25 protein-coding genes are annotated in these 23,902 nt (G+C 60.5%); 13 read left to right on the forward strand and 12 right to left on the reverse strand.

Going from position 1 to position 23,902, the window contains the following annotated elements:
- Positions 1 to 66 precede the first annotated feature (66 nt).
- The 3 genes from ACR0AD_RS16245 to ACR0AD_RS16255 form a co-directional block, all read right to left on the reverse strand.
- A complete protein-coding gene (locus ACR0AD_RS16245) occupies positions 67 to 429 on the reverse strand; it encodes a RidA family protein (protein WP_480488411.1) in 363 nt (120 codons plus the stop codon).
- Between the two features lie 192 nt (positions 430 to 621).
- On the reverse strand, positions 622 to 1,890 hold the full coding sequence (clpX, locus tag ACR0AD_RS16250) for an ATP-dependent Clp protease ATP-binding subunit ClpX (RefSeq protein WP_209505741.1): 1,269 nt from the start codon (positions 1,888 to 1,890) through the stop codon (positions 622 to 624).
- Positions 1,891 to 2,022: 132 nt separating this feature from the next.
- Positions 2,023 to 2,655, reverse strand: coding sequence for an ATP-dependent Clp protease proteolytic subunit (locus tag ACR0AD_RS16255; RefSeq protein WP_480484514.1), 633 nt, complete (start codon positions 2,653 to 2,655; stop codon positions 2,023 to 2,025).
- A gap of 359 nt (positions 2,656 to 3,014) precedes the next feature.
- On the opposite strand from ACR0AD_RS16255, the gene ACR0AD_RS16260 reads away from it, so the two are divergent.
- The 5 genes from ACR0AD_RS16260 (at position 3,015) to ACR0AD_RS16280 (ending at position 7,280) form a co-directional block, all read left to right on the forward strand.
- A complete protein-coding gene (locus tag ACR0AD_RS16260) occupies positions 3,015 to 3,356 on the forward strand; it encodes an ArsR/SmtB family transcription factor (RefSeq protein ID WP_480473625.1) in 342 nt (113 codons plus the stop codon).
- Between the two features lie 60 nt (positions 3,357 to 3,416).
- Entirely contained in the window at positions 3,417 to 3,554 is a 138-nt protein-coding gene (locus tag ACR0AD_RS16265) for an entericidin A/B family lipoprotein (RefSeq protein ID WP_209505735.1), read from the forward strand.
- Positions 3,555 to 4,384: 830 nt separating this feature from the next.
- Positions 4,385 to 4,801 carry a type II toxin-antitoxin system Phd/YefM family antitoxin gene (locus ACR0AD_RS16270; protein WP_480488413.1) on the forward strand — a complete coding sequence of 139 codons (417 nt, stop codon included), beginning with the start codon at positions 4,385 to 4,387 and terminating at the stop codon, positions 4,799 to 4,801.
- A gap of 438 nt (positions 4,802 to 5,239) precedes the next feature.
- The gene (locus ACR0AD_RS16275; protein WP_480488415.1) at positions 5,240 to 6,004 is read left to right on the forward strand and encodes a hypothetical protein; all 765 of its coding nucleotides are present in this window, start codon (positions 5,240 to 5,242) and stop codon (positions 6,002 to 6,004) included.
- 706 nt (positions 6,005 to 6,710) lie between these two features.
- On the forward strand, positions 6,711 to 7,280 hold the full coding sequence (locus ACR0AD_RS16280; protein WP_480488417.1) for a hypothetical protein: 570 nt from the start codon (positions 6,711 to 6,713) through the stop codon (positions 7,278 to 7,280).
- 90 nt (positions 7,281 to 7,370) lie between these two features.
- Here ACR0AD_RS16280 and lepA read toward each other — a convergent pair whose 3' ends face one another.
- Positions 7,371 to 9,170 carry a translation elongation factor 4 gene (gene lepA / locus ACR0AD_RS16285; protein WP_480488419.1) on the reverse strand — a complete coding sequence of 600 codons (1,800 nt, stop codon included), beginning with the start codon at positions 9,168 to 9,170 and terminating at the stop codon, positions 7,371 to 7,373.
- A 118-nt stretch (positions 9,171 to 9,288) separates the two neighbouring features.
- Here lepA and ACR0AD_RS16290 point away from each other — a divergent pair, with 118 nt between their 5' ends.
- The 3 genes from ACR0AD_RS16290 (at position 9,289) to ACR0AD_RS16300 (ending at position 12,218) form a co-directional block, all read left to right on the forward strand.
- On the forward strand, positions 9,289 to 10,773 hold the full coding sequence (locus ACR0AD_RS16290) for a hypothetical protein (RefSeq protein WP_480488421.1): 1,485 nt from the start codon (positions 9,289 to 9,291) through the stop codon (positions 10,771 to 10,773).
- A gap of 117 nt (positions 10,774 to 10,890) precedes the next feature.
- Positions 10,891 to 11,199, forward strand: coding sequence for a hypothetical protein (locus ACR0AD_RS16295; protein WP_209598134.1), 309 nt, complete (start codon positions 10,891 to 10,893; stop codon positions 11,197 to 11,199).
- 65 nt (positions 11,200 to 11,264) lie between these two features.
- Positions 11,265 to 12,218: a LysR family transcriptional regulator gene (locus tag ACR0AD_RS16300; RefSeq protein ID WP_480473633.1), complete on the forward strand. Its 954-nt coding sequence runs from the start codon at positions 11,265 to 11,267 to the stop codon at positions 12,216 to 12,218.
- Here the strand turns inward: ACR0AD_RS16300 and ACR0AD_RS16305 are convergent.
- Positions 12,215 to 12,658: a low molecular weight protein-tyrosine-phosphatase gene (locus ACR0AD_RS16305; RefSeq protein ID WP_480488423.1), complete on the reverse strand. Its 444-nt coding sequence runs from the start codon at positions 12,656 to 12,658 to the stop codon at positions 12,215 to 12,217. The genes ACR0AD_RS16300 and ACR0AD_RS16305 overlap by 4 nt on opposite strands.
- 27 nt (positions 12,659 to 12,685) lie before the next feature.
- Between ACR0AD_RS16305 and ACR0AD_RS16310 the strand changes: the two genes are divergently transcribed.
- Both ACR0AD_RS16310 and ACR0AD_RS16315 read left to right on the forward strand, forming a co-directional pair.
- Positions 12,686 to 13,384, forward strand: coding sequence for an NAD-dependent deacylase (locus ACR0AD_RS16310; RefSeq protein ID WP_209505714.1), 699 nt, complete (start codon positions 12,686 to 12,688; stop codon positions 13,382 to 13,384).
- A 62-nt stretch (positions 13,385 to 13,446) separates the two neighbouring features.
- Positions 13,447 to 14,055 (forward strand): HdeD family acid-resistance protein, encoded by a 609-nt coding sequence (locus ACR0AD_RS16315; RefSeq protein WP_209505712.1) that lies wholly within the window; start codon positions 13,447 to 13,449, stop codon positions 14,053 to 14,055.
- Between the two features lie 92 nt (positions 14,056 to 14,147).
- Here ACR0AD_RS16315 and ACR0AD_RS16320 read toward each other — a convergent pair whose 3' ends face one another.
- The 5 genes from ACR0AD_RS16320 to meaB all read right to left on the reverse strand — a co-directional run bounded on the left by ACR0AD_RS16320 (position 14,148) and on the right by meaB (position 16,910).
- Positions 14,148 to 14,621: a copper chaperone PCu(A)C gene (locus tag ACR0AD_RS16320; RefSeq protein WP_480488425.1), complete on the reverse strand. Its 474-nt coding sequence runs from the start codon at positions 14,619 to 14,621 to the stop codon at positions 14,148 to 14,150.
- Positions 14,622 to 14,659: 38 nt separating this feature from the next.
- On the reverse strand, positions 14,660 to 15,010 hold the full coding sequence (locus tag ACR0AD_RS16325; RefSeq protein ID WP_480488427.1) for a hypothetical protein: 351 nt from the start codon (positions 15,008 to 15,010) through the stop codon (positions 14,660 to 14,662).
- Positions 15,011 to 15,079: 69 nt separating this feature from the next.
- Entirely contained in the window at positions 15,080 to 15,229 is a 150-nt protein-coding gene (locus tag ACR0AD_RS16330; protein WP_209505706.1) for a hypothetical protein, read from the reverse strand.
- 189 nt (positions 15,230 to 15,418) lie between these two features.
- Positions 15,419 to 15,706 (reverse strand): 50S ribosomal protein L28, encoded by a 288-nt coding sequence (rpmB, locus tag ACR0AD_RS16335; protein ID WP_008756960.1) that lies wholly within the window; start codon positions 15,704 to 15,706, stop codon positions 15,419 to 15,421.
- Positions 15,707 to 15,938: 232 nt separating this feature from the next.
- Entirely contained in the window at positions 15,939 to 16,910 is a 972-nt protein-coding gene (gene meaB, locus ACR0AD_RS16340; protein ID WP_209598140.1) for a methylmalonyl Co-A mutase-associated GTPase MeaB, read from the reverse strand.
- 173 nt (positions 16,911 to 17,083) lie between these two features.
- Here meaB and hrpB point away from each other — a divergent pair, with 173 nt between their 5' ends.
- From hrpB to ACR0AD_RS16355, 3 genes are all read left to right on the forward strand, one after another.
- Positions 17,084 to 19,537, forward strand: coding sequence for an ATP-dependent helicase HrpB (hrpB, locus tag ACR0AD_RS16345; protein WP_480488429.1), 2,454 nt, complete (start codon positions 17,084 to 17,086; stop codon positions 19,535 to 19,537).
- Between the two features lie 192 nt (positions 19,538 to 19,729).
- Positions 19,730 to 20,188 carry an NUDIX hydrolase gene (locus ACR0AD_RS16350; RefSeq protein ID WP_480488431.1) on the forward strand — a complete coding sequence of 153 codons (459 nt, stop codon included), beginning with the start codon at positions 19,730 to 19,732 and terminating at the stop codon, positions 20,186 to 20,188.
- Positions 20,189 to 20,277: 89 nt separating this feature from the next.
- The gene (locus ACR0AD_RS16355) at positions 20,278 to 21,756 is read left to right on the forward strand and encodes an inorganic phosphate transporter (protein WP_480488433.1); all 1,479 of its coding nucleotides are present in this window, start codon (positions 20,278 to 20,280) and stop codon (positions 21,754 to 21,756) included.
- 9 nt (positions 21,757 to 21,765) lie between these two features.
- On the opposite strand, the gene ACR0AD_RS16360 is transcribed toward ACR0AD_RS16355, so the two are convergent.
- Both ACR0AD_RS16360 and ACR0AD_RS16365 read right to left on the reverse strand, forming a co-directional pair.
- Positions 21,766 to 22,740 (reverse strand): 2-dehydropantoate 2-reductase, encoded by a 975-nt coding sequence (locus ACR0AD_RS16360; RefSeq protein WP_480488435.1) that lies wholly within the window; start codon positions 22,738 to 22,740, stop codon positions 21,766 to 21,768.
- Positions 22,741 to 22,785: 45 nt separating this feature from the next.
- Entirely contained in the window at positions 22,786 to 23,778 is a 993-nt protein-coding gene (locus ACR0AD_RS16365; RefSeq protein WP_480488437.1) for a pirin family protein, read from the reverse strand.
- Positions 23,779 to 23,902 lie beyond the last annotated feature (124 nt).

The raw sequence follows: 23,902 nt of genomic DNA on the forward strand, positions 1-23,902 counted from the left end.
ATTTCGGTCGAGAGAAGGTATGGACCAAAGGCTCGCCAAGGTCCAGTGCCCCTTGGGCTTCCAGTGTTACTGCCGCAGGATGGCGGTCACTTCGATCTCGATCCGGTACTTCGGATCAATCAAACCGCATTCGATCATCGTCGCAGCCGGTGGATTGGCGCCAAACGTCTCGGCCAGAACCGGCCAGCACTGCGCGAACTCATTGCGGTCCGGCAACATGTAGGTGACCCGAACCACATCTTCAAAACCCGCGCCCGCCTCAGCCAGTGCCTTGCCGATGATGTCCAGCGCTGACCGGCATTGCGCCACCACGTCGTCGCCCTGCCCGACGGTCCCGGCGACATGAACCCAGCCGCCCGCAACCACCGCACGGCAATAGCCGACTTTCGCCTCAAACTCACCGCCCGAAGAAATGCGCTTCACTGTCATAACCCGTCACCTTTGTTGTTCGAAAGCTTGCTTAAGCTCCCGCTGCCTGATTGCGCATGCCTTCGCGTACGAGCGACGGATCCCCAGCTTCATCTGGCTATAAATATCCCGGGGGAGATGCCCGAAGGGCAGCGGGGGCAGAGCCCCCTGAACCTGTTCAACTGAAGTCCCGCCGCCGCGAAATGACCGGCCTCAACCCGCCGAGGCCGATTCCTTGGCCGCATCGGCATAGATGAACAGCGGCTGCGCGTCGGACATCACCGCCTCTTCGTTCACCACAACTTCGCTGACATTTTTCATGCCCGGCAGTTCGAACATGGTGTCCAGCAGGATATCCTCGAGAATTGACCGCAGGCCGCGCGCACCGGTTTTGCGCTCGATGGCTTTCTTGGCAATCGCCTTCAGCGCGTCATCGGTAAAGCCCAACTCAACATCTTCCAGCTCGAACAGGCGCTGGTATTGCTTGACCAGGGCGTTCTTCGGCTTGGTCAGGATGGTGACCAGTGCTTCCTCGTCCAAATCCTCCAGCGTTGCCAGAACCGGCAGACGACCGACGAATTCGGGGATCAGGCCAAATTTCAGCAGATCTTCAGGTTCCAGATCCTTGAAGATCTCGCCCACGCCGCGCTCGTCATTGTCACGCACATCGGCGCCAAAACCCATGGCCGAGCCCTTGCCGCGTTGTGCAATGATCCTGTCCAGACCCGCAAAAGCGCCGCCACAGATGAACAGGATGTTCGTGGTGTCCACCTGCAGGAATTCCTGCTGCGGGTGTTTGCGGCCGCCCTGCGGCGGAACGCTGGCCACGGTGCCTTCCATCAGTTTCAGCAGCGCCTGCTGTACGCCTTCACCGGACACGTCGCGCGTGATCGACGGGTTCTCGGATTTGCGGGTGATCTTGTCGACCTCGTCGATATAGACGATGCCGCGCTGCGCGCGTTCGACATTGTATTCGCTGGCCTGCAACAGCTTGAGAATGATGTTTTCCACATCCTCGCCCACGTAACCGGCTTCGGTCAGCGTGGTGGCATCGGCCATGGTAAAGGGAACATCCAGTATCCGGGCCAGCGTCTGCGCAAGCAGCGTCTTGCCACAGCCGGTGGGGCCGATCAGCAGGATATTGGACTTCGCCAGTTCTATATCATTGCCCGCTTTCTGGGCGTGGTTCAGACGTTTGTAGTGGTTGTGGACCGCGACCGACAGGACGCGTTTTGCGGTGGCTTGACCGATCACATAATCGTCCAGCACCTCACAGATATCCTTGGGCGTCGGAACGCCGTCCGAAGATTTCAGCCCGCTGGCCTTTGTCTCTTCGCGGATGATGTCCATGCAAAGTTCGACACATTCATCACAGATGAAAACGGTCGGGCCTGCGATCAGCTTGCGCACCTCATGCTGGCTTTTGCCGCAGAAGCTGCAGTAGAGCGTGTTTTTCCCGTCACCGCCTGAATTCGTCGCCATGATCTACCTTTCGGGCCTCATCCCAGCACCCCCGGCGGGAATGCGTTTTCGCCTGTTCGTGCAGCTTAGGCCAGCGCTTTGGCCGCTACAATCTCAAAATGGTTCCTGCACTGGTGGTGCAGGCTCCGAAACTCAGACCTCATCCGCGTCCATTTTTGCGCGGTTTTCCACGATCTCGTCGATGTGACCCCATTCCTTGGCCTCTTCCGGGCTCATGAAATTGTCACGGTCCAGCGCTTTTTCAACCGCCTTTTTTGTCTGCCCGGTATGACGCACATAGATATCATAAAGGCGATCCTTGAGCTTTTGCGTCTCGGCTGCGTGGATCATGATATCGCTGGCCTGACCCTGATATCCGCCGCTGGGCTGGTGCACCATGATCCGGCTGTTGGGCAGCGAAAAGCGCATCCCTTTCTCGCCGCCGGCCAGCAGAACCGATCCCATCGAGGCCGCCTGACCGATCACCAACGTGGAACATTTCGGCTTGATATACTGCATTGTATCGTAAATCGACAAACCGCTGGTCACCACGCCACCGGGCGAGTTGATGTAGATCGAGATTTCCTTGTTGGGGTTTTCCGCCTCAAGGTGCAGCAGCTGCGCCACAATCAGATGGCTCATGCCATCGTGAATCGGGCCGTTGATGAAGATGATCCGCTCTTTCAGCAGGCGGGAGAAAATATCATACGCGCGCTCGCCCCGGCTGGTCTGTTCAACGACCATGGGAACAAGCGTATTCATGTAGGTATCTACGGGATCGAACATTCGTAACCTGCCTGTTTTGCTGTGGATCGGGACATTATCCCAACAAGTGTTACCTGAGTCTTAGTGTTGGCTCCGGGGGGCTGCAAGGGGGTGTCGGTGAGAACGCGGAATGAATGTGGATCGCCGTCAATAAGATTGTCACACCTGCCGCTGTCCCGCAGCAGCACCCTATCCATGATTGCGCCCCGCTAAAGGGGCTGCGGGGAAAACGGCTGCGGGTTCCCCTTTTTTCATCACGGTTTTTTGATTCATACATATAGCAATAATTGATCGAAACATGTACTGAAGTGGCTCGCAGGCGACGAGCTTTACGTTACGGAAACTACGCCCGGTCAACGGGTTCACAAGGAACACATTCGATGGCACTTCCACAGCTGTCTCAGGACATGTCGCAACACGACCTGGATCGTATGGTCGATAATGCGACACGCGCGTCCAACTTCCTCAAGGCAATCAGTCACGAAGGCCGGCTGATGATCCTGTGTCACCTGGTGTCCGGTGAGAAATCTGTTACCGAGTTGGAAGAGCTGTTGTCCGCCAGACAAGCCGCTGTTTCGCAACAGCTTTCCCGCCTGCGTCTGGAGGGGCTTGTGATACCGCGCAGAGAGGGCAAAACCATCTTCTACCGGTTGGCCGATGACCGCCCGCGCCGGATGCTTGAAGTGGTGTACGAGCTGTTCTGCGGTGAGGACAAAGGCTAGCTCTGGCTTGGTGTCGAGAAAGGTGCTACCGAATCCGTATCGAGCACTGAGGAGACACACATGATCCGCGTAATTCTGATTGGCCTGAGCCTGTTTGCACTGACCGCCTGCGAAACCGCCAAAGGCGCGGGCAAAGATATCGAAAAGGCCGGGGATGCAATCCAGAACGCAGCTTCGGACGTGCAGGAAAGCCTGTAAGCGCGCTTATCTTGCGGGCGAGCCAGACATTAACGCAATATATGGTTGAAGATTGCGCCCACACGCAGTAGTCTAGCCCTACAGGTGCATAGACGCGGCATTGCATATCTGACACTAAATCGGGGCTCTTTCGCGCACGCAGAAGAGCCCCGTTCCCGTTCGGCAGGGGTGAGTGGTAGCCTGTATGAAACCGAATTTCGGCATAAGAAAAGGCGTCAGGTGCGCAGACGCGGTCTTTGCATGTACCCTTACGGATACGCCCTGACGCCTTACCGGGTCGACGTACCCCGAGGAGCACTCCGATCCAGTCGCCCCAGCCCCCTGAGAGACTGCAGCCGCCGCTTTGTCCCCTAAGGTTCATCGCGACATGCATTGGCCGTCTGAGAAGATGGCCACCCGACCTGGGTCTGAGACCCATATCTGGCTGATCACCCACCGGTAAGCCTTTGCAGTTAAACGCAAATCCTAAGATCCACCTTCCTCTGCCCAGACCCCCTTGGCCTTTGCGTCCCGCCCCGGTTCCGAAGACCCTGTGCGGTGAGATGACTGTTGCACCACGCCCTGCATCCGACAAGAAAATAGCACTGCAGCATGAAAATTAGACGGGGATAAGATGTTGATATCCGGCTGGAGAATTTTGTGGATAACCTGAGAAATGCCCATCCCTCGAAGGGTTGAGGGCGGAAAAATCCGGACATAAACCTGACCCCCGATATCCGGGCGATGCTGCGGGTGCAAAACGCTCCGCGCGGCCCGTTAGGCCAAAATTGTGCGATTTGTACAACGCTCGGACCCCCAATCTTACGAATCGTACAGACGGAGATTCGCCGATGCGCTGCACCATTTCCTATGCCCGCGCCCATCTGGGGCCGCTGATCACCCGCGCCCAGGACCCGCGTGAGGTGATCATCCTGACCCGGCACGGCAAGCCGCTGGCCGCGCTGGTCTCGATGACCGAGGCCAACCGGATCTGGCAGTTGCAGGATGACGACGAGATCGGATGGAAGCACCCGCTGTCGGGGCTGCGCGGGATGTGGTCGAAGGGGCGCAACATCCCCGGCATGGAACCGGGACCGGACGGCCGCTATGTCACCGCGCGCGAGGCCGCGCTGAAGGTCCGCGAGATCCAGATGACCCGCGCCGAGGAACGCCGCATTCTGGCGCGGGGCGGTCTGGATCCTGTCGCAGGCGGTGAACTGGCCGCCCGGCCTGCCTCCGCACGATGGAGACGCTGGTTCCGTTTCTGAGAAGCGTTCCGGCCCGGCGGTGTTACCAACACCCCCTCCGCCGCAATCCGTGAGCAATGGCGGCTCATACCCCTTAACAACCCGACCGGGCCGGAAACGCTTCGGTTCACCTGACGGGCCGGAACGGGGTCGAAAACAGTCCCGGTGCGCAGGCTACGGAAATCTCTGATCTGATGATCGGCACCCTCCTTTGGGATGCGGGCCGTGCTGGCCTGTGACTGAGATTGGATACGTGCGCGGCGGTTGCAACCTGTCTGAAGGAAACTTCATCAAGGGTTCATGCGCGGGAAAGGTGGACAAGAAGAAAACCCCACCCTGCCCGGTATTGCGCACTGTGTTTTTCCTTCCAACACCGCGCGCCTCAACTTAAACAGGGATTTCAGGCAACTGCCCTCATCCGGGGGCGTCCTACCCAACATGAAAAGCCCCAGACAGAACATGCGATTTCCAAAACGACAACATCGAGAGTTCAAGAGCATTGTGCGCAGGTTCCGCAACGAGTTTTCGCTGTTCGTGCTGGAACAAAGCCGCGGACAGGTGCTGTGCGGGCCGATGAAGGGGTTTCGCTTTGTCGAAAACGCTTTCTGGGGTGGGCACTCGGATACGGCCACGAAAATCTTTGGCCTGTATGAGCAGCAGAACCTGAAGGTGCTGAGCAACTCGGACAAGCCGGTGCTGGTGGATATCGGCGCGGCGGACGGCTTTTGGGGCGTCGGGCTGGTGGCCGCCGGGCAGTTTGAAAAAAGCGTGTGCTTTGAGGTTTCGGCAAAAGGCCGGGATGTCATCCGGGAAACGGCGGAACATAACGGCGTGGGCGACCGTGTGACGGTGTTTGGGGATGCGCTGACGGACACGGTTGAAAACATCGCAAGCGTGGCCCCCGACCCGGCGGACATCTTCTTTCTGATCGATATCGAGGGCGTTGAATTCAGTCTGTTGACCGAAGATTTTCTGACGCATTACCGCAGATCGGAGTTTCTGATCGAACTGCACCCCCAGATGGTCGAGGATGGCGATGCGAAACTGAAAGCGATCGAAGCGTTCTGCGCCGGGTATTTTGATGTCGCCTATGTGGACGGAAGCGTGCGCGACACGACCGAGATGGATGAGATTATCCGGTTGGGGGATGATTTCAAATGGCCGATCCTGTCCGAGGGGCGCGGTTTTCCGATGCAATGGTTGCATTTGGTGCCGCGCGGGTGAGGTGTGGGTCAGACGGTTGATCAGCGAACGGAGGGCAGCGAACGGCCGGAACCCCAATGGCGCAAGCACAGATTTAACCGCCAAACCAACCCGACCCCGTAGGGCGGGCTTCAGCCCGCCACCGGATGCAGCCAATCCATGCGCATTGGTATGGGGTCGGGGAAATGGGGGAGTGGAGGATTGGCGGGCTGAAGCCCGCCCTACGACCCTATCGAAACGTCCTGACCAAATAGGCACCCATCTGAAAGACAGTGTAAATCATCCATACACCCAAACCTGCCTCAGCCAACCATACGGGGTTAAAACCCCAATCAGACCGCGCGACATGGAATGAGTTCAAAAAACTTCCAACAACGAAGAACGAAAGAAATGTCAGTGCTATGGTTACGATGGGTCTGCGTTCCAGCACATTTCGATAAGAAAAATTCATCTTGAGAACCTAACTCGGCAACACAGTGTTGACCAGACGGTTGATCAGCAGAACGGAGGGACGCGACCGACCCGAGGGGTGGCGCAACGCGCCGCCCGTTTTGCCGGAGGCAAACCTTTGGTTTGACGGGGGCGGGTCGGCGCGGCCCGGCGGTGCCGCCGGGCGGGTTGGTTGATTGGGTGCCGCACAAAGCAAAAAATAGAAATAAGCTCTTGCTGCAGCTATTTTTTTCGCGCTCAATCAGCTGATTGAGACAGAACCTGTTCGAGCAAATACATGAGTGAACAATTTCCTGACAAAGGCACGGCTATGGAGGGATTGCTTCCAAAAGAGTTCGCTTATTGCCTAGGGCTCTATCTACAAACCTGCGCTCACATTGAACTTTGGGTAAGTGCGCTGATTGTTTGCCTTGAAGGATTGAAGCCAGAAAACAAAGACTGGTTTGATCGGTACTGCCAAGTTCGAAAGCTCCCTACAAAAGAACTCATCAGAGAATTGAAAAAGTCTAGCGAACTCGCCAAAAATTTCGGATTCGATGAAGACTTGTCAGCGTTATCAGATTGGATAGCAAGGTTTGTTGGTAACCGACATATGGCCGCACATGGCGCTTTTTTCGGATCGTTGAACGGTTTCCTTCGTGTTGACTATGTGACGAACACGGGCTCGAGAAGGGACCCTATCTTCAAACGTTCAACAAGTGCCGTGACAAAAGATAGTATTGACGAAGTACTAGCAGACGCAAATCGAATCTACCTCATCGTTCTTGGGATGATTGGCCGTATCCAAGAAGATTTGCCAATTAGAGTACATCGAGCGATCGTGCCGATAGTAGAGCACCCTACTTAGGAAACGCGGTCGCTCTCCGAACCCACCGTGTGGGCACGCCGGTTGGCTGCGCCAACCGCTTTCGCCCACCGTCACTAAAAATGGACAGCCTTAGCTGTCCATTTTTAGTGCTGAAATAAACGCCTCCTGCGGGATATCGACTTTCCCGAACTGGCGCATCTTCTTTTTCCCCGCCTTCTGCTTGTCCAGCAGTTTGCGTTTCCGGGTGGCGTCGCCGCCGTAGCATTTGGCGGTCACGTCCTTGCGCAGGGCGGACAGGGTCTCGCGGGCGATGACCTTGCCTCCGATGGCGGCCTGGATCGGGATTTTGAACATGTGGCGCGGGATCAGGTCCTTGAGCTTTTCGCACATCGCGCGGCCCCGCATCTCGGCCCGGTCGCGGTGAACCATGGTCGACAGCGCATCGACCGGTTCGTCATTCACAAGGATCGACATCTTGACCAGCGCGTCCTGACGGTAGCCGGTCATCTGGTAGTCGAAGCTGGCATAGCCCTTGGTCACCGATTTCAGGCGGTCGTAGAAGTCAAAGACAACCTCGTTCAGGGGCAGGTCATACACGACCATGGCGCGCTGGCCCGCATAGGTCAGGTCCATCTGGATGCCGCGGCGGTCCTGGCAGAGTTTCAGCACGTCGCCGAGATATTCGTCGGGCACCAGAATGGTCGCCTTGATGCGCGGTTCCTCAAGATGGTCGACCTTGGACAGGTCGGGCATGTCGGCGGGGTTGTGCAGCTCGATCATCGCGCCGTCTTTCATGTAGACGTGATAGATCACGCTGGGCGCGGTGGTGATGAGGTCGATATCGTATTCACGCTCGATCCGGTCGCGGATGACCTCGAGGTGCAGCAGGCCAAGGAAGCCGCAGCGGAAGCCAAAGCCAAGCGCGGCCGAGGTTTCCATTTCATACGAGAATGAGGCGTCGTTCAGCGCCAGCTTTTCGATCGCGTCGCGCAGGTCTTCGAATTCGGCGGAATCCACCGGGAAGAGGCCACAGAACACCACCGGCTGCGCGGGTTTGAAGCCCGGCAGTGCGACTTCGGTGCCGTTGCGGTCATTGGTGATGGTGTCGCCGACGCGGGTGTCGCGGACCTGCTTGATCGAGGCGGTGAGAAACCCGATCTCACCCGGGCCGAGGCTGTCGATCATCTGCATTTGCGGGCGGAAGACGCCGACGCGGTCGACATGGTGCAGGGTGCCGTTCGACATGAACTTGACCCGCATCCCCTTTTTCAGCGTGCCGTCCATGATGCGGACCAGAACGATGACGCCCAGATAGGCGTCGTACCACGAATCCACCAGCATCGCCTTGAGCGGCGCGTCCAGAGTGCCCTGCGGCGCGGGCAATTTGTGCACGATCGCTTCCAGCGTCTCGTGGATGCCCTGTCCGGTCTTGGCACTGACCCGGATGGCGTCGCTTGCGTCGATGCCGATCACGTCTTCGATCTGTTCGGCCACGCGGTCACAATCGGACGCGGGCAGGTCGATCTTGTTCAGGACCGGCACGATCTCATGATCGGCGTCGATGGCCTGATAGACGTTGGCCAGCGTCTGCGCCTCGACCCCTTGGGTCGAGTCCACAACCAGCAGCGAGCCTTCGACCGCGCGCATCGACCGGCTGACCTCATAGGCGAAATCCACGTGGCCGGGGGTGTCGATCAGGTTCAGCACATATGTCTCGCCATTCTCGGCGGTATAGTCGATGCGAACGGTGTTGGCCTTGATGGTAATGCCACGCTCGCGCTCGATATCCATGCTGTCGAGCAGCTGTTCCTTCATGTCACGATCCTGCACTGTCCCGGTCTCCTGGATGAGCCGGTCAGCAAGGGTGGATTTGCCATGGTCGATATGCGCGACGATGGAGAAATTGCGGATATGAGCGAGGTCTGTCATGGGTTGGGGATATGTAGAGGAATCGTGGGTTGGTCAATAGAAACGCGACAGAGTTTCGGTACCTTGTGCGTTAAACCTCGGGCGGGCAGAGTGGAAGGATCGTTTGGTTGAGGTGCGTATGATCGATCTAACCCGTCAAGAAGAGTTTGAAGAGTGGCTGCGATCGCTACCGACCACTGCTTTAAGGGCATTTGCTACACGTGCGGCTTTGCAGGTTCTGCCTTATGCGCTTGGTCTATCAGATAGCGCCAATAGTAGTTTTAACCAACGGCAACTACTGCTGGCATGCTTCAGGGGCAATGTTGTTTCCGGCCTTGTTGGCGTTGGGCTGAGCGAAGAAGCAAGTTCTCTTCCCGTTGACGCCCTAGAAACACTCAACACTGCCAACAACACAGACGCCCTATCCACCCTCGTCGACCCCAACGACACTATCACTGCTGTTGCAGCAACCTTCTATTCTACCCGCGCAGACGATGCCCAAATCATCCATGATCTTATGGCTGACGTGCCCACCTACGGCACAGACAGAGCCCGCGCTCTCACCGTTGATGCTGAAGCACTCACCATCGCACCCGAGAGTACCGCACAACTTTTCGCCACCGAACTTTGGCATGGTCCGGTGCCAGAGCCTTACGCTGCGTTGACGCAGGCGTTCATTGAAAGCGCTCCGGGGACACCATGGGAGTTTTGGGCCAAATGGTACGAGGGAATGCTGAAGGGTCAACCGTTGGACTGGGAGTTGCAACGGCGGGTTGCTTTGATTGGCAATAGTATTTGGAACACAGGCCCGGAAGCAGTTGCTGAAGAAATCTCGCGCATCCAAGCTGAAGTGCTTTCTGTTAGATTGCCGCAGGCTGAATCGCTTCAAATTAACCCCGAGACAGGAAAGTTCTTTACAAATCCTGTAAGCGTCAACAATCCGCGCCTGTTAGCAGCAGTATTGACCAACGTCGAAGATTGCCTGGAAGACGCGGTGCAAGGGTCAAACGGCCTAACGAAAAGGTCCAGCGAATTTCGCAAGATTGCACGCACCGTCGACCGTTATAGTAGCGACCCGCAACAAGCCGAGTTGACTTTGACAACCGTCGCCAATGGAATTCGTAGACAAATATTTGAAACCAAAGACTTACCCGACAGTGAAGACAATTTAGCACTACTTGAAGCAGTCGAAGAATGTGTCAGAGGAATAAGGGCTAGCCACCCGGAAGTTGCAGCTAATCGCGAACAATTGGCACGACAGGCTTTCAAGGAATTGAAGGATGAAGACAGGAGAATTTTGGAAGAAGCTCAGCCAATTCTAGTCGACATCAGCGAAGGTAACTTGGCCGTGGATTTTGCGGAAGACATTCCATCATTGATCAACGATAGTTTGTCGCCGATCCCCAATGGAGCGCCGTCACTACCCGGAGCGGACGCTGCCACGCGCATATTTAGTCGAACGTCAAGAATTGCGTTACTTAGGGACAAGATCGTTAAGAGTGGAAAGGAAGTACATGACAGTCCAGAAGGGAAGACAATTCGCGTAGGACTGGCAGGCTTGAATTTAGGCGACATACTATATCGCCTCGTCCGGCTCGGTCTACAACTCCTCGGAGTTATCTAACCGGAAACGAACTGGTTCTTTTTTGTGAATTGATCCGCGCGCCCGTTTGATTCATACTCCGCCGCAGACCGAGAGGGGCGCAAGACCCGTCCGGGCAGGCAAAAACGAGGCTCGAGTATGAAACAGTTCCTCATTATCGCATTTTGTGCGGCATCGCTGACGGCGGTGGCTCAGGTCGCGGATGCGGCGCAGATCAGGCAGGCGTGCATGGCGTCGGACCGCTCGGCCGCGACGCGGGACCGGTGCAGCTGCATTCAGCGCGTGGCGGATCAGGCGTTGACGCGCAGTGATCAGAAAACCGTGGCGAAATGGTTCAAGGACCCCCATCAGGCGCAGGTGCTGAAGATGTCGAAAACCGCGCGCGATGATGCGCTGTGGGATCGGTACCAGAACTTTGGCCAGATGGCGCAGGCGATCTGCAGCTAACCCGTTCAGAATGCTTGACCTGATCCACGCTGCGCCCCAGAAAGGCGCAGCGAAAGGTGTATTGCATGGTAATGAAAGGGCTGACCCTGCGGGGCCTTGAAGTGTTCGAGGCATTGGCGCGGACGGGATCGGTGGCGCAGGCTGCCGAGATCACGGGGCTCAGCCAGCCATCCGTTTCGCAGCAATTGCGCAATCTGGAAAACGCGCTGGGGACCGAATTGGTCGATCACGGGCGGCGGCCGATGCGGCTGACGCAGGCGGGGCGCAGTTTCCTTGCGCGGGCCGAGGCGGTTCTGGCCGAGCTGCACATGGCCCAGAGCGAGCTGTCGGTCATGGATCTGGGGCATCTGACCACGCTGTCGATCGGGCTGATCGACGATTTCGACAATGATCTGACGCCCCGGCTGGCCACCCTGCTGGCCGACAGCCTGACCCGGTCGAAATTCAAGCTGATCACCCTGTCGAGCCTTGATCTGTTCGAGGCGCTGGCCGAGCAGCGCCTGCACATGGCGGTCACCGCCCATAGCGGCGAAGTGCTGGAGGGGGTGGTCGAATACCCGCTGGTCCATGATCCGTTCATTCTGGTGGCGCCGCAGGGATCGGGCGGGGTCGAGGCCGTGCAGGAGCGGCTGCCGTTTCTGCGCTATGCCCGCGAGCAGCTGATCAGCCGCCAGATCGAGGCGCATCTGGCGCGCCGGTCGCAGGTGTTCGAGGAACGGTTCGAGATCGGCTCGCACATGGCGCTGATGGCCATGGTTGCGCGGGGTCTGGGCTGGGCGATCACCACGCCGCTGGGCTTCATGCGCGCGGCACGGTTCCATGAGGGGCTGGAAGCGCACCCTGCCCCGTTCGGGGAGTTCTCGCGCAACATATCGCTGCTGGCGCGCACCGAGTGGTCCGATCAGGTCCCGCAGGAGGTTGCGGGCATGACCCGGCGTCTGATGCAGAACCAGATCGTGGACCCGGCGGTTGCCAAGCTGCCCTGGCTGAGTGGCCAGTTGCGGGTGACCGGCGGCTAGGTGTCCAGATGGGCGGCAAGCCCGTCAACCGCTGCTTCGATCAGGTCCAGAGCACCGTCGAAATCCCGCGTGTAATACGGATCGGGTACGTGATCGGCACCGGTCTGAGGGGCGAAATCCGTTAGCAGGCGAACCGGTGTGCCGTTGCCCGGTGGGCGCAGGTCTTCGATATCGGCGATGTTTTGGTCATCCATGCCGATGATCAGGTCGAACCGGTCGAAATCCGCGACGGTGAACTGGCGCGCGCGCAGGTCGCCGAGGTCGATGCCTCTGCGGTTTGCGGCCTTCTGCATCGGGCCATAGGGCGGATTGCCCGCGTGCCAGCCCATGGTTCCGGCACTGTCGGTTGCATGATGCGGCGCGCGGGCGCGAAAGACGCCTTCGGCCGCGGGAGAGCGGCAGATATTGCCCAGGCAGACAAAGAGGATACGGTGTGTCATGGCCAAGGTGTAACGCGCGGAGGGGATATGGGAAAGATCGTCATTCTGACCGGGGCCGGGATTTCGGCTGAAAGCGGGCTGAGCACCTTCCGCGACGAAGGCGGGCTGTGGGCGCAGCACCGGATCGAGGATGTGGCCACGCCCGAGGGCTTTGCCCGCGATCCCGCCTTGGTGCAGGGGTTTTACAATGCGCGCCGCGTTCAGGCCGCCGCTGTGCAGCCCAACGCGGCCCACATGGCGCTGGCCCGATTGCAGCAGGGCTGGCCCGCAGAGGTCGTGATCGTGACCCAGAACGTCGACAGCCTGCATGAAGCGGGCGGTGCGACGGGTGTCATCCACATGCATGGCACATTGGCGGGTGCCTTGTGTTCCGGGTGTGATCATCGCTGGCCGGCACCGCCCGAGATGGCCGTTGCCGAGCCCTGCCCCGCCTGCGGCCAGCCCACCGCCCGGCCCGATGTGGTCTGGTTCGGTGAGATGCCTTATTACATGGACGACATCTACGACCACCTTGCCAGCGCATCGATCTTTGCCGCCATCGGCACCTCGGGTCAGGTCTATCCGGCGGCGGCCTTTGTCCACGAGGCGCAGGCGGCGGGTGCGCGGACGGTCGAGATCAATCTGGAACCGACGACCGGGCCCTCGGGCTTTGATGAGCGCATTGTCGGCAGGGCATCCGAAACGGTTCCGCGATGGGTCGGTCAGCTTCTTGCGGAAAATTCTTAAGCTACAGACAACGCTGGCTTAATTTGTGTACACTATCTGCGATAGCGACTGGAGGATGCGCCATGACTGATCAAGACCCCCGCACCGGTGAAATCCTGGATGACGGCAGCATGGCCGGGCGCGACATGCTGGGGGAACAGCTTTCCAGCCTGTGGTGGACTTTTCTGCTGCGCGGGGTGCTGGCCGGGCTTGTGGGCATCGCGGCGCTGTTCTGGCCATCGGGCAGCATCGCGCTGCTGCTGCGGCTGGTCGGTGTTTTGCTGATCCTCGACGGTGGGCTGACGCTTTTGGGTGTTGGCCGTCGCGGGGTGCTGGGTGGTGCCGCGATCGGCGCGCTTCTGATCGGGCTTATCTTGCTGATCTGGCCGGAAGGCACGGTGAAACTGGCGTTTTTCCTGTTGGGCGCATGGGCGCTGATCATCGGGATCGGATCCCTGGCGGCGGCCGGGCAGATGCATCCAAGTGACCCGCAACGCGGTTCCATGCGCGTCTCGGGATTTGTCGCGCTTGTCGTCGGGCTTGTCCTGATGATCTGGCCGGCGGTGGCGCTGGTTGCGCTGGGATGGGGTATCGCTTTCTCGGCGCTGGCCATGGCCGCTGTGATGTTCTGGCTGGCCTCGCGGTTCCGGCAGGCGGGCGACCGCGTCGGTATGAAGACCATCAACAAATAGCACTATCCGCAGCCGCGTGGAAAACAGGCCGGGCAAAGCCCGACCTGACGCATGGATGAGGGCCGCAGCGCGGCCCGAAGACAGGCGTTGCCCTAGTTCGAATGTGATCCGTGGCCGCCTTTGTCCTGACGTTCCAGATCGACGGGGATCTCGATCTCGACCTCGCCTGCCTTTTCAAAGATCAGCGTGACCGACACCATGGCGTCCTGTTCGAACGGGGCCGTCAGACCCATGAACATCACATGGTCGCCGCCGCGTTTCAGCATGTGGGTTTCACCGGCCGGAATTGCAAAGCCTTCTTCGACATGCACCATCTTGGCCACGCCGTTTTCATCGACCTTGTGGGTGTGCAATTCCAAACGCGCTGCCGCGTCCGAGGTTGCACCGATCAGCCGGTCATCGGCGTTGCCCTGATTGTGGATCATCATGAACGCGGCACCGGCGATGGCGGTCTTGCCCGAGGACCGGGCATAGGCGTCGTCAACCTTGATGGGGCCTTCGGCAAAGGCGGGGATGGCCAGCGACACGGCGGCCAGAGTTGCAAGCAGAGTGGTTTTGAGGGACATCGTGCCTCTCCTGTATAAAGGTTTGAAAAGGGTGGGTTTCAAACGCTGACAGGAGGCGCGCGGGCCGGGGCTGCGGGAACCGGCAGGGCGATCTGGTTGCCCAGATGCCGCAGCGGAGCTGGCTGCGCCCGTTCCGGCGCGGCTGGCAGTGCTGGTTGCGCGACAGCCACGGCCCCCAGCAGGGATATTGCATAGTCCGGGCAAAAATGCGGCGGTGCAGTGGGTTGCCCGTTTTCGTCCATATAGACGACGACCGGGCCGGTGCCCGTACACAGCACCATCTGGCCCACGGCCTTGTCCATGCCGCGCGACATGGCCAGCCCCTGCCCGGTCAGAACCAGCAGCAGGGACAGCGCATAAGGCAGAAATCTGGTAACAGCAGGTCTCATTCTGACCCAGCTATAGGTCAGCAGCGGGAAAAGCTTCAAGCGCCAAAGGGTCGCGCTTGAAGCTGTTTTTCAGTAATCCAGTCCGGGTCTTTTTACCGTGTCTGCGGTGAAGCTGGTATGGGACCGGTTCACCCAGCGCTGCATCCGCGTGCAGGTTGCAATCGCCTTGCGGAATACCGCGGCCAGAAACAGGAAAAGATAAAAACTTTTTAACGTCATAATGTGGCCCCCGCCTGATGAATGACAGTGACGTTAGGTCAGATTCGGAAACCTGTATGTGAAGAAGTTCACCAATGGCGAAAAATTAGTTCCAGATTGAGAACAATGGGGGCCGAAAGGGGCTGGCCCAACAGAAAAGGCCCCGCACCGAGAGGGTGCAGGGCCTGAAATTCTGTTGGTTGAAAGACCTTAGGCCGAAGCTTGCGCCTTGGCGATTTCTTTCTTCACTTTCAGAGCGTTTGCCGACAGCTCATCATCCTTGGCTTTGGCCAGGAACGCGTCCAGACCACCGCGGTGGTCAACCGAACGCAGCGCAGCCGCCGAGATGCGCAGCTTGACGCCACGGCCCAGAGTTTCGGACTGCAGGGTAACGTCATTCAGGTTCGGCAGAAAACGACGACGAGTTCTGTTTTTGGCGTGGCTGACATTGTTGCCAGTCATCGGGCCTTTTCCGGTCAGTTCGCAACGGCGCGACATGGTTTCTTCCTTTGTTTCTGGAGGCCGGGCTGGATACCCGCGGCCAAATCACAAGGGGCGCAACCCGAAGTCGCGCCCGAAAACTGGTTGGATGCGTGTAGTGGGAATCGCGCGGGGGGTCAAGACGGGCTACGCGAAATCTTTCATTTTGCCTGCCATGCAGGAATGGCCCGGACGGGCCATGCCGTTGGCAAGAGTATTTGGCAAAAGGTGAAACGTCTATGACGGCCCTTTAGCCGAGCGTGTCCAGAAGCTGACCGGCAGCGACCGCCGGGCTGAGTCGCCCTTGCGAGACTTCGTCGTTCAGGCGCTCCATCTCGGCGCGGGCCTGCGGTGTGTCGAGGCGGGCGAGAAGGGCGTGGCGGACCTCCTGATCGAACCAGTAGCGGGCCTGGGCAGCGCGGTTTGCCTCCCAGATACCGGTGTCGCGGCGCCATTGGGTCAGGGTTTGCATTTCGTCCCATGCCTGTTCCAGCCCGTGTTCTTCGACGGCGGATACGGTCATCGCCTTGGGGAAGCCTTCGGGGTCCTGTGGGCGTTTGCGCAACAGCCGCAGGGCACCGGCATAATCCGCGCAGGTGCGGGTGGCGGTCGCTTTCAGGTCGCCATCGGCCTTGTTGACCAAAATGATGTCGGCCATTTCCATGATGCCGCGTTTGACACCCTGCAACTCGTCCCCGCCCGCCGGGGCCAGCAGCAGCAGAAACAGGTCAGACAGTTCGGACACCACCGTTTCCGACTGTCCCACGCCCACGGTTTCGATCAGCACTACGTCATAGCCTGCGGCCTCGCACAGGGCGATAGCCTCGCGGGTGCGGCGGGCGACGCCGCCAAGGTGGCTTTGGCTGGGAGAGGGCCGGATGAAGGCGTTCTGCTCGCGGCTCAGGCGTTCCATCCGGGTCTTGTCGCCCAGGATCGAGCCGCCCGAGCGGGCCGAGCTGGGATCGACCGCCAGAACCGCGACGCGCAGCCCCTGCCCTGTCAGCATCATGCCAAAGCTTTCGATGAAGGTGGACTTGCCCACGCCGGGTGTGCCAGACAGACCGATGCGCAGCGCCTGACGCCCCGAACCGGCAAGCTGTGCCAGAAGGTCGCTGGCCTGTGCCCGGTGATCGGCGCGGTTGCTTTCAACAAGGGTGATCGCACGCGCCAGCGCCCGGCGCTCGCCCTTCAGAATTCTGTCGCTCAGGCTGTCTGTCTGCATTCTTGTCCCGATCCTAGAGGCAGGAACAGTTGCCGTGCTTGGGGGGTGTTTGTCCAGACCGGAGGCGGCAGGAAGTGCGAAGATCGCGCAGCCTGCGTCATTTCGTGCGGGGCGATTTGCTGATGTGAGCGCGGAAACTGGACGCCACCTGCGGGATCGCGGATAAGGGCCGGATGACCCTACGCCTGCCCATAGACGATGCCATACCCGGCCTGCTGGACACCCTGCGCGCGCAGGGGCGGGCCGTGCTGCAAGCACCGCCCGGTGCGGGCAAGACCACGCGGGTTCCGCTGGCGATGCTGGAGGCGGGTCTGTGTGGCGGCAGGATCGTGATGCTGGAGCCCCGGCGACTGGCTGCACGGGCCGCGGCAGAGCGGATGGCAGAGACACTGGGAGAACGCGCAGGCCAGAGTGTTGGCTACCGCGTGCGGGGCGACGCGAAAGTGTCAAAAGAAACAAGGATCGAGGTGGTGACCGAGGGCATTCTGACCCGGATGCTGCAATCGGACCCTGACCTGCCGGGCATCGGGGCGGTGATCTTTGATGAATTCCACGAACGCTCACTCAACGCGGATCTGGGGTTGGCGCTGTGCCTTGAGGTCACGGGCGCGTTGCGGGACGATCTGATTCTGCTGGCCATGTCGGCCACGCTGGACGCAGACCCGGTGGGGCACCTGATGGCCGCGCCGCTGGTTACGTCGGAAGGGCGGAGTTATCCCGTCGAGATGCGCTGGCTGGATCGGCCGTTGGGGCCACAGGCGCGGCGGCTGGATGCATTGGTCGATCTGGTCGTTGAGGCCGAGCGCGAGACCCGCTCCACCGGTGGCGGGATCTTGGTGTTTCTGCCCGGTGAGGGTGAAATCCGGCGGGCTGAGGCAGCCCTGACCGGACGCCTGCCCGCCAATTGCACGGTGTGCCCGCTGTTCGGGGCCATGCCCTTTGCGGCCCAGCGCGCGGCGATTGCCCCGGTTGAGACCGGGCGCAAGGTGGTGCTGGCGACGTCGATTGCCGAAACCTCGCTGACGATCCCCGATATCCGGGTGGTGGTGGATATGGGACAAGCGCGGCGGGCGCGGTTTGATCCGGGCTCGGGCATGTCGCGGCTGGTGACCGAGCGGGTGACACGGGCCGAGGCCACGCAACGCGCGGGTCGTGCAGGCCGTGTGGCCGAAGGGCTGTGTTACCGGCTCTGGTCAAAGGGGGAAGACGGTGCGCTGGCCGCGTACCCACCCGCCGAGATCGAAGCCGCCGATCTGACCGGGCTGGCGCTGGAGCTGGCGCTGTGGGGCGCGGATGCCGCCGATCTGGCCTTTCTGACCCCGCCACCCGAAGGCGCGATGGCCGAGGCGCGTGCCCTTCTGGCGATGCTGGGCGCGCTGGACGGCAAGGGGCGGATCACCGAACACGGGCGGGCGCTGGCGGCGCTGCCGTTGCATCCCCGGCTGGGGCATATGCTGGTGCGGGCCGGACCGAATGCCGCGCCTTTGGCCGCCTTGATGGCCGAGCGCGACCCCCTGCGCGGCGCGCCGGTGGATATCGCCTTGCGGCAAGAGGCACTGCGGGATGTGCGCACCTTTCAGCGCAACCGGGTCTGGCAGGTGAATAAGGGGGCCGTGGATCGGATCAATGCAGAGGCCAAGCGGTTGACGAAACAGGCCGGAAGCAAGACGGATGATCTGAGCGCTGCCGCCATGGCCGCCCTCGCCTATCCCGACCGCATCGGGCAGCGCCGCAAAGGCGATGCGCCGCGTTATGTGCTGTCCGGGGGTAAAGGTGTCGTGCTGGACAGTGGCGATTCACTGGCGGCCGCGCCTTTTCTGGTTGTCACCGACACCGATGGCAACCCGCGCGAGGCAAAGGTGCGGATGGCCACCCAGATTTCGGAACGCGAGATCCGCGAACTGTTCACCGACCAGATCGATTGGGTCGAGGTTTGCGCCTGGTCGAAACGCGAACGGCGGGTCGTTTCCCGGCAGCAGGAGCGGTTCGGGGCGATCACGCTGGACGACCGCATCTGGAAGGACGTCCCGGACGACGCCGTGGCGCGTGCGATGCTGGACGGGGTGCGCGATCTGGGGTTGCGGCTGGACGGGGCCGCCGCACGGCTGGCCGCGCGGGTGGAACTGGTGCGTGCCGACGGGGTGGATCTGCCCGACTTTTCGGTCGAGGGTCTGATGGCCGAGCTGGACGGCTGGCTGTTGCCGATGCTGTCCGGTGTCAAAAGCGCAGAGGACTGGAAACGGTTCGACCTGCTGCCCGCCTTGCGCGCGCGGCTGGACTGGGCCCAGACCCAGGAACTGGACCGGCGCGCCCCGGGATCGTTTGAAACACCTCTGGGGCGCAAGGTGCCGATCGATTATGGCGCGGCGGTCCCCGAAATCTCGGTTCGGTTGCAGGAGCTGTTCGGCGTGACCCGGCATCCGGTGGTTGGCGGACAGCCCCTGAAGATCACGCTGCTGTCGCCGGCGCAGCGCCCGATCCAGATTACCCGCGATCTGCCGGGGTTCTGGGCCGGGTCTTATGCGGATGTGCGCAAGGATATGCGGGCGCAATACCCCAAGCACCCCTGGCCCGAAGACCCGACACAGGCCGACCCGACGCTGAGGGCCAAGCGCAGGCAGGAATAGACCCATTGCCGCGTTGCTTCCGGCAAGCGGCTCAGGATTTCGGGGCTGTTGCACGAAATCTCACAAATCACAGTAAATTGACCGAAGAACCGGTCATAATCAGAAATAAGCGGACATTTCATTGAAGTCTGGCATTATTGTTGTTACGTCACACAGGTTTCGAAGACAGAAACAGGATTTGAAGAACATCTCATGAGTGCTTGGCTGCGAAATATCTGGGAAGAGGTTGGACGCCCCTTGTTCCTGCGTCCCCAAAGGGTGCAGTTTGCGGCCCTGTGCACGCGCAGGCACGAGGATCAAGACGAGGTTCTGCTGATCACCAGCCGCGAAACCGGGCGCTGGATCATCCCGAAAGGCTGGCCTGTCAATGGTCTGGACGGGTTGGAGACGGCCCTGCTGGAGGCATGGGAAGAGGCTGGCGTGCGCGCAGAAGCGGTCGACAAGGAGCCCGTCGGCCAATTCACCTATGACAAGATCTTCAAGGGCGGGTCGGCACAGTCGGTCCTGACCCGTGTCTACCGGGTTTCCGTGCACGAGCTGGCGGATGATTTTCCCGAAGTGGACAAGCGCAAACGTCAGTGGTTTTCACCGGCAGAAGCCGCCAAACGGGTTCAGGAGCCCGAGTTGCAGGCGCTGCTGCGACAGATGTAGCCGTTTCGCAACAATTTGATGGCTGCGCGCTTGCCCCTGAACCGGGAAACCGTTAGCTGCGGGCGATCTGCCAATCTTTGACCAAGCCCATGTCTGACACAAACTCAAAACCGCGCTGGCAGGCGCTTGACACCGACCTGCAACGTATCTCGCGCGTCGAAATTGCCAATCTTCATGTCGCCCGCCCGCTGCTGGCGCCGGGAATCGCACTGGCGTTCATGGTGCTTGCCGGATTGATGGCGGCGGTGCTGTTCGGACGGGCCGACGGCACCTATATCGTCGTGGCTGCGGCCGCGTTCGGGGCCTATATGGCAATCAATATCGGCGCCAATGACGTGGCCAACAACATGGGTCCCGCGGTGGGTGCGAACGCGCTGACCATGGGCGGTGCCATCGTGATCGCCGCCGTTGCCGAAAGCGCGGGCGCTTTGCTTGCGGGAGGCGACGTCGTCTCGACCATCTCGAAGGGGATCATCGACCCGGCCTCGGTGCAGAACACCAATGTGTTCATCTGGGCCATGATGGCGGCGCTGATCTCGTCCGCCATGTGGGTCAATCTGGCGACCTGGATCGGTGCGCCAGTGTCGACAACGCATTCGGTTGTGGGCGGGGTCATGGGCGCGGGGATTGCCGCTGCCGGTCTGAGCGCGGTGAGCTGGGGCACGATGGGCGCAATTGCGGCCAGCTGGGTGATCTCTCCGGTTCTTGGCGGCGTCATTGCGGCGGCATTTCTGGCGCTGATCAAGACCAAGATCCAGTATCAGGACGACAAGATCGCCGCCGCGCGGCGTTGGGTGCCGATCCTTGTGGCGGTGATGGCAGCGGCGTTTGCCACCTATCTGTCGGTCAAGGGTCTGAAGCGGATCGTGAAGATTGATCTGCAGATGGCGCTGCTGATCGGTCTGGGCAGCGGCGTGCTGGTCTGGGCGCTGACGGTTCCCTGGGTGCGTCGCAAGTCCGAGGGACTGGAGAACCGGACCCGGTCGCTGAAAACCCTGTTTGGCCTGCCATTGGTGATATCGGCCGCGTTTCTGAGTTTTGCCCATGGCGCCAATGATGTGGCCAACGCGGTCGGCCCCCTTGCAGCGATTGTTCACGCGGCGGAGTTCGGGGATTTCGCCCAAAAGGTTTCGATCCCGTTATGGGTGATGATCATCGGCGCGTTCGGGATTTCGTTCGGCCTGTTCCTGTTCGGGCCCAAGCTGATCCGGATGGTCGGCAGCCAGATCACCAAGCTGAACCCGATGCGGGCGTTTTGCGTGGCATTGTCAGCGGCGATCACGGTCATTGTCGCCAGCTGGCTGGGCTTGCCGGTCAGTTCCACGCATATCGCCGTTGGCGCAATTTTCGGCGTCGGGTTCTATCGTGAGTGGCAGTCGGATCGTAGGCGGAAACAGAACAATGGGCGAAACGCGACAGCCCAGAAGCTGGCCCCCGAAGAATACCGGCGGCGCAAGCTGGTGCGGCGGTCGCATTTCATGACGATCGTTGCGGCCTGGGTCGTGACCGTGCCTGCCGCAGCCGCCATGTCGGCCGTGATTTTCTGGACATTGACAAGGTTCGTCTGACGACCGCGATCAGAGCCTGATCTGTTCCGGGGACAGCGGGTGATCGGGCGCGTGTTTGATCAGGTCTGACACTTTCGTGCAAAGGGGGGTGGGCACCCCGGTTTCATGCCCCAGCCGAATGATATGGCCCTGAAGGCTGTCGATTTCCGTTTGCCGCTCGGCCATCAGGTCATAGGCCATCGAGGTCCGGGCGGTGGGATCGATGGTGAGCATCCGCGCTGCGATCCGGCTGAACAAGGGTGTCGGCAAGCGTAGGATATGCGGCGTCATCCACGCCGGAAGCGGCGTTGTCGAGGCCACCGGATGCCCGGCCGCCTTGAGAACCAACAGCGCCTCGGCCATCTGGTCGGCCATGAGGTTGCGCCAGTCACGGCTGAGCAGCTGATCCACAAGAGGCAGGCCCGACAGCGCGTTCAGCGCATTGTTCAGATTGATCACCAGCTTGCCCCATTGCACCGCCTCGATCCGGTCAGTTGCGATAACGGGCAGGTCCGGGCTGCTGAGGGCGGTGGCCAGATCGCCGGGGCCGTTCTGGATGACGATTTCGCCCGATGTGGCCCGGTGATAGGTGGCGGGGCCGTTCGGGACCACGTTAAAGGGGACCATACCCGCGCGCACATCCCGACCGGGCAGCGCCTTGCGCAGGGTTGCCGCATTCTCGATCCCGTTTTGCCAGGACAGGACGGGCGCGTCCCGACAGGCGGCGTCCGCGATATGACCGGCCATATCCGCCGTCGCCCCGGATTTGACGGTGACGATCACCAGTTCGGCCTGATCCAGGCAGGCAGGATCGGAGCTGAGTGTCAGGGCTTCCGCCGCAACATGGGCATTGAGGCCATCGTAATCCGTGACCGTCAGCCCATGTTCGCGGATCGGGTCCAGTACACGGGCACGCCCCAGCAAGGTCACCGCATGCCCTGAGCGGGCCAGTAAACCGCCGCAGTAGCAGCCGATGCTGCCCGCGCCTGCGATGACAAGTTTCATGATACCCCCTCTGGTATACCAGAAAGGATCACCGCAAACGGACGGTTACACAAGCCCACCCGGCCCCGACGCCGTACGCGGGCGGGCCAACCGGGGCTTAGTACGCTCAAACTGTTCTGAAATGGCGATAAACTCGCGGTCATCCCCTGCCGGAAGGTGGAAGGCGCCATTGACCCAATCGGCGCTTTTCCACTCATGAATCGCCGTCTCGATCTTTTCTTTCGAGGATGAGACGAAGTTCCACCAGATATAGCGATCCTTATTCAGAGTGGCACCGCCCAGCAGCATCAGCCGCGCGCCCTGCGGGCCTGCCCGGGCCGACAGCCTGTCACCGGGGCGGAACACCATCATGCGGCCTTCGTCGAACATGTCGCCTGCAATCTCGATCGATCCTTGCGTGACATAGACACCGCGGTCCTCGTGGTCGTCGGGCAGCGGGAAAGACGCACCGGGGGCAAGCTGAACATCCAGATAAAAGGTCTCGGACGGCATCGTCACGGGGCTGGTTTCGCCATAAGCAGTGCCGAGGATCAGCCGTGCGCTGACGCCCTTGTCTTGGATATGGGGCAGCGCGCCTTGCTTGTGGTGTTCGAACTCGGGGGCCATATCCTCCTGCGCTTCGGGCAGGGCAAGCCAGGTCTGAATGCCGAACAGCTTGTGGCCTTTGCCGCGCGTTTCTTCGCTGGTGCGCTCGGAATGGGTCACGCCACGGCCTGCAACCATCCAGTTGACCTCGCCGGGGTAAATCATCTGGTGAGTGCCGAGGCTGTCGCGGTGTTCGAATTCGCCCTGATAGAGGTAAGTGACGGTTCCCAGCCCGATATGCGGGTGCGGACGCACATCAATGCCGCCTTCGGTGACGAATTCTGCCGGGCCGACCTGATCGAAGAAGATGAATGGGCCAACCAGTTGGCGTTTGACCGAGGGCAGCGCGCGGCGCACCTCGAACCCGCCCAGATCGCGGGCGCGGGGAATGATGAGTGTTTCCAGCGCGCCGTTTTCAGCTGCGTCGGTGGTGTGGGACGGGTTCCAGCTCACATTCGTATCCTCGGCCTTTTTGATCATCCAAAGCAGGTCTGCATTCGCTAAGTCAAAATATATGCAGGCCCGGGCCCGGCGTCAGTGCAGCCCTGCACGGGGGACGTGCATATTTGCGGCATTC

Source organism: Ruegeria sp. BH8 (assembly GCF_056538065.1).